4 protein-coding genes and 1 pseudogene are annotated in these 5,495 nt (G+C 68.1%); all 5 read left to right on the top strand.

From position 1 onward, the window contains the following. Window positions 1-249 (top strand): annotated as a pseudogene (locus tag ACFV6V_RS30920) (ATP-binding protein); the annotation flags it as partial. A 337-nt stretch (window positions 250-586) separates the two neighbouring features. Further along, window positions 587-3,982 carry a nitrate- and nitrite sensing domain-containing protein gene (locus ACFV6V_RS30915; protein WP_385571155.1) on the top strand — a complete coding sequence of 1,132 codons (3,396 nt, stop codon included), beginning with the start codon at window positions 587-589 and terminating at the stop codon, window positions 3,980-3,982. A 10-nt stretch (window positions 3,983-3,992) separates the two neighbouring features. Then, window positions 3,993-4,406, top strand: coding sequence for a roadblock/LC7 domain-containing protein (locus ACFV6V_RS30910; protein ID WP_361291317.1), 414 nt, complete (start codon window positions 3,993-3,995; stop codon window positions 4,404-4,406). A gap of 102 nt (window positions 4,407-4,508) precedes the next feature. Further along, window positions 4,509-5,087: a DUF742 domain-containing protein gene (locus ACFV6V_RS30905; protein ID WP_385571154.1), complete on the top strand. Its 579-nt coding sequence runs from the start codon at window positions 4,509-4,511 to the stop codon at window positions 5,085-5,087. Further along, the coding region (locus tag ACFV6V_RS30900; protein WP_385571153.1) for an ATP/GTP-binding protein at window positions 5,068-5,495 on the top strand (428 nt) is incomplete at its 3' end. The genes ACFV6V_RS30905 and ACFV6V_RS30900, both read left to right, overlap by 20 nt.

Raw genomic sequence — 5,495 nt, 5'->3', positions numbered from 1 at the left:
CTCGTCGACACCCGCAGACTCGCCGACTGCTTCCCCGCAGTCGACTACTTCGAAAACAGCGGCCTCCCCTTCGTCATCGCCCTCAACGGCTTCGACGGACATCAGCCCTACACACCCGACGAAGTCCGCGAAGCCCTCCAGATCGGCCCCGACACCCCCATCATCACCACCGACGCCCGCCACCGCGCCGACGCCAAAAGCGGACTCATCACCCTCGTCGAACATGCACTCATGGCACGACTCAAGTAGTTTTGTGTATGCGACAGTTGTCGTAGCGCGAACAAGGCGGGCTGTGTCCTTTGACACGGTCCGCCTGCGTGTTCATAACGTTTCGACAGAGAATTGCCAGGGTGCGGACACCCGACGCATCCGGCTAGTACCACTGTGCTCATCGGCGGCCCGCATTTTGCAGCAGCTTCGCTCTTTATGTCCGGTTTATCAGCCGTCCAGGAGGGCCCGGCGTGGCTTTTCCTAATGTTTGGAACGGACCCGGTTGGCGTGCTGAAATCGACGAACTCGTGAGTAGTACGGCCCTGAACAATTTTCGGCACAACACAGGTGCCGACGCCGAGAGGTTGTTGGTCGAGTGAGGCGAAGCAATACAAGCTCCGCAGAGCAGCAGGCGCGGGGCAACTTCACCCCGCCCCCGCGCGTAGCGGCGTCGCCTGCGGATGTGCAGCCCGTCGCGCCCCCCACCGGTGGCAGCTCCAGCAAGCTGTCCCCGCGCAACTGGCGTGTGCCCACCCGGCTGAACGCGATCCTGCTGATCCCCGTTCTGGTCGGCCTGGTCATGGGCGGCTTCCAGGTGAAGGGATCGGTCGACACCTGGAACGAGGCGCGGGACGCCGAGAAGACGGCGCAGATCGTGCGCGCCGCCTCGGACTACGGCCAGGCGCTGCTCAACGAGCGTGACCTCACCGCCCAGCCGCTGCTCGAGGGCAAGGGCTCCAACGACGCCGACGTCCGCAAGTACCGCGCTGCCACCGACGAGGCCCGGAAGAAGTTCGACGCGGCCGTCGCGGACATGCCGGACAAGCAGGGTCTGGAGCGCCGCCTCAAGCTCTTCCGCACGGAGGAGCCGAAGCTCCAGCAGATCCGCGAGACCGCCTACACCACCAGCGTGGAGTCCCCCACGAAGGAAGGCGGCAAGGGCGGCCCGGTCGCGACCGAAGAGGGCTATGTGCTGGTCCAGCACTCCCTCATGGAGTTCTCCAACGAGCTCGGTTTCGGCACCGGAAACATCACGAGCTATGGCCGGATGGTCTACGCGATCCAGCTGGCGAAGGCCGCCGAGTCGCTTCAGCGGTCCATCGGCATGCACCTGCTGGTCCGCCCGAGCAAGAAGCCGGCCGTCAGGTCCGGGCAGACCATCGCGTTCTCGTCCTACGCCTACCTGGAGAACATCGCGCTCGCCGAGTACGTCTCCGGCGGTTCCACCGAGGACACCGAGAAGCTGAAGACGGTCATGGGCCAGAAGTCCCGTGAGGGGGCCGAGAAGCTCGCCGAGGCCGCCAAGCAGGCCGCAGCCGCGGGTATCGACTTCAAGGCCCCGGAGGCCTCGGAAGACGGCTCCGTGTACAACACCCTGGTCGCTGCCATCGGCAGCGGGGCCGACCCCGACGAGCTCGCCGCCAAGGGCGTGACGCCGACGATCTGGAAGTACGCCGCCACCGCGAAGTTCGACGGCTACACCGAGATCGAGGACGGTCTCGTGGCGAAGTCGGTGACCGAGGCGTCCCGGATCGCCGACGAGGCCAAGACCGACGCCATCGTCGACGGTCTGCTGGTCGTCATCGCGCTGCTCACCGCGTTCATCCTGGCCGGCCTGATGGCCCGCCAGATGAGCCGCTCGATGCGCGAGCTGCGCACCGCCGCCTTCGGCATCGCCGAGCAGCGTCTGCCGATGCTGGTCGACCAGCTGTCGCGTACCGAGCCCGGCAGGGTCGACACCCGCGTACAGCCGATCTCGATCGACACCAAGGACGAGATCGGCGAGGTCGCCCGGGCCTTCGACCAGGTCCACCGGGAGGCCGTCCGGCTCGCCGCCGAACAGGCCATGCTGCGGGGCAACGTCAACGCGATCTTCACGAACCTCTCGCGCCGCAACCAGTCGCTGATCGAGGGCCAGCTGACCCTGATCACCGACCTGGAGAACAACGAGGCGGACCCGGACCAGCTGGAGAACCTCTTCAAGCTGGATCACCTGGCGACCCGTATGCGCCGCAACGGCGAGAACCTCCTCGTCCTCGCGGGCGAGGAGCCCGGCCGCCGCTGGAACCAGCCGGTACCGCTGGTGGACGTGCTGCGCGCCGCCTCGTCCGAGGTGGAGTCGTACGAGCGCATCGAGCTGACCGGTGTGCCCGACACCGAGATACACGGCCAGGCCGTGACCGACCTCGTGCACCTGCTGGCCGAGCTGCTGGAGAACGCCACCACCTTCTCCTCGCCGCAGACGAAGGTCCGGGTCACCGCGACCCGGCTGCCCGACGGCCGCGTGATGATCGAGATCCACGACAAGGGCATCGGCCTGACCGCGGAGGACTTCGCCGACATCAACCACAAGCTGGCCAATCCGCCCACGGTGGACGCCGCTGTCTCGCAGCGCATGGGCCTGTTCGTGGTCGGCCGGCTCGCCGACCGGCACGGTGTCCGTGTCCAGCTCCGCCCCTCGGGCGAGCAGGCCGGTACGACCTCCCTCGTGATGCTTCCGGACGCGATCACCCACGGTGGCGGTGGCGGTGCCGCTCCGGTGAACGAAGAGGACTTCACCGTCTCGCAGATGATCCCGACGCAGCAGGCCAGCTTCACGCCCACCACCATGCGCACCGCCGCGGAGCTGGGCTTCGACGACTCCCGCTACGAGGAGCAGCAGGCCGGCGACGGCCAGCGTCTGGACCCGGTGGGCCGCTCCCTGATGCGCGGGGAGCGCCGTGCCGCGCTCGAGGCGCAGGTACAGGGCGGCGACCGTCCGCTGTTCCGCGACGAGGCCCAGCAGGAGCCGTACGGCGGCCAGGAGCAGTACGGCGACGGCCAGTACCAGAACGGCCAGTACGCGGGCGCAGACGGTCAGTACGCGGGCGAGGACGGCGGGTACGGGGCCGGGGACGGCCAGTACGCCGACGGCGCCTACGAGCAGGGCTTCGCGGCCCAGGAGCCGGGTCCCGCGTACGAGCAGAACGGCTACGGCTACGAGGGCTCCGACGGCTACGGGAACACGGGCGAGTACCAGGTTTCCGCCGGTTACCCGGAGTCCGCCGAGCAGGGCTATACGGAAGCTCCGTACAGTGCTCCGCAGGAACAGCGCCAGCAGTACGACAACTCCTTCGCGCAGCGCTCTCACCAGGAAGACTGGTCCGATCAGGGCGGTTACCAGGGCGCGTACGAACCGGAGTACCGGACGGATGCGGAATCTGCTCCCGGCGCTCCCGCGAACGGCTCCGAGCGCGTAGGCTTCGAACGTCCGGGTCCCACCCCCAGCAACGGCCATGCGCTGACCGACGCCGGTCTGCCGCGTCGTGGTGCCAGTGGCGCCGCCGGCACCGGTGGCACCGGTGGCACCAGCCAGCGGGCACAGTGGCAGTCCGACGAGGCCGGCAGCGGTCAGGCAGGACAGAAGACGGCTCCGGCCGCGCGGGCCCCGCAGGCATCTGCGGCACCGCGTAACGGGCAGGCGGAGACGGAAGGCCCCGACGACTGGCGTTCGAAGAACGACGAGCGCTGGCAGCGGGCCGAGAAGCTCCGTGAGCCCAAGGCGGGCGGAGTCACCTCGTCCGGTCTGCCCCGGCGCATTCCCAAGGCCAATCTGGTCGAGGGAACCGCGGAGCAGACCCCGCAGGGAGGCCCCCAGGTCTCCCGCGCCCCCGAAGACGTCCGCGGCAGGTTGAGCAACCTGCGGCGTGGCATCCAGAAGGGTCGCAACGCGGGAACGGACACGAACGGATCGGGCTTCGGCCCGGGTAGCACCTACAACCAGGAGCGTTAGTGTGAGCCCGATGAGCCAGGCGGCGCAGAATCTGAACTGGTTGATCACCAACTTCGTGGACAACACCCCTGGGGTGTCCCACACCGTGGTGGTCTCCGCCGACGGACTCCTGCTGGCGATGTCCGAGGGATTCCCCCGCGACCGTGCCGACCAGCTGGCGGCCGTCGCGTCCGGACTCACCTCGCTGACCGCGGGTGCCTCCCGCATCTTCGAAGGCGGCCCGGTCAACCAGACGGTGGTGGAGATGGAGCGCGGCTTCCTCTTCATCATGTCGATCTCGGACGGCTCTTCGCTGGCCGTGCTTTCCCACCCGGAGGCCGACATCGGCCTCGTGGGCTACGAGATGGCCCTCCTGGTCGACCGCGCGGGCACGGTCCTCACCCCGGACCTGCGCGCCGAACTCCAGGGCAGTCTTCTGAACTAGCAGATAGGCAGTGCGTTTAGGGGCCACCGCACCGTAAGGTGCGGTGGCGCGGCTCCACAGGGACTTGGACCGGGCGTACGGCGCGGCGGAGGAGGAAAAGAAGTGGCAACACCCCCAGGCGGACACCCATATGGCGGTGCTCACCAGGCTCCGGGTGAGCAGGGTCAGAACCGCTTCAACTTTCCCTCCGCACCCAGCAGAGGTGGCGGACCCCAGCCTTACCAGCGGCCTCAGCAGCCGTACGACCAGCAGCAAGGGCCGTACGATCAGCAGCAGGCGCCCCGGATCCAGCCGGTGGCACCCCGCCGGGCCCCGGAGTCCGCACCGGCTTCGGGCAACCACAACCCGCTGGTGCGTCCTTACGCGATGACCGGCGGCCGGACCCGGCCGCGCTACCAGCTCGCCATCGAGGCGCTGGTCAGCACCACGGCCGATCCCTCGCGGCTGCAAGGGCAGTTGCCCGAGCACCAGCGGATCTGCCGGCTGTGCTTCGAGATCAAGTCGGTGGCCGAGATCTCGGCACTCCTCACCATTCCTCTTGGCGTTGCCCGGATCCTTGTCGCCGACCTGGCGGAGGCCGGACTCGTCGCCATCCACCAGCCCGGCGGCGACCAGTCCGCCGGCGGACAGCCAGACGTGACACTGCTCGAAAGGGTGCTCAGTGGACTTCGCAAGCTCTAGCGGCGGTGCAGCCCGCTCAACCACCAGCGCGAAGATCGTGGTGGCGGGCGGCTTCGGCGTGGGCAAGACCACGTTCGTCGGCGCCGTCTCGGAGATCAACCCGCTGCGTACCGAAGCCGTCATGACCTCCGCATCAGCCGGCATCGACGACCTCACCCACACCGGCGACAAGACCACCACCACGGTGGCCATGGACTTCGGCCGCATCACCCTCGACCAGGACCTGATCCTCTACCTCTTCGGCACCCCCGGACAGGACCGCTTCTGGTTCATGTGGGACGACCTCGTCCGCGGCGCCATCGGCGCCGTCGTCCTCGTCGACACCCGCAGACTCGCCGACTGCTTCCCCGCAGTCGACTACTTCGAAAACAGCGGCCTCCCCTTCGTCATCGCCCTCAACGGCTTCGA

Origin of the sequence: Streptomyces sp. NPDC059828 (assembly GCF_042731955.1) — a bacterium.
Classification (GTDB): Bacteria; Actinomycetota; Actinomycetes; order Streptomycetales; family Streptomycetaceae; genus Streptomyces.
The sequence above is the reverse complement of the archived record's forward strand: the minus strand, read 5'-3'. Positions and strand labels throughout refer to the sequence as shown.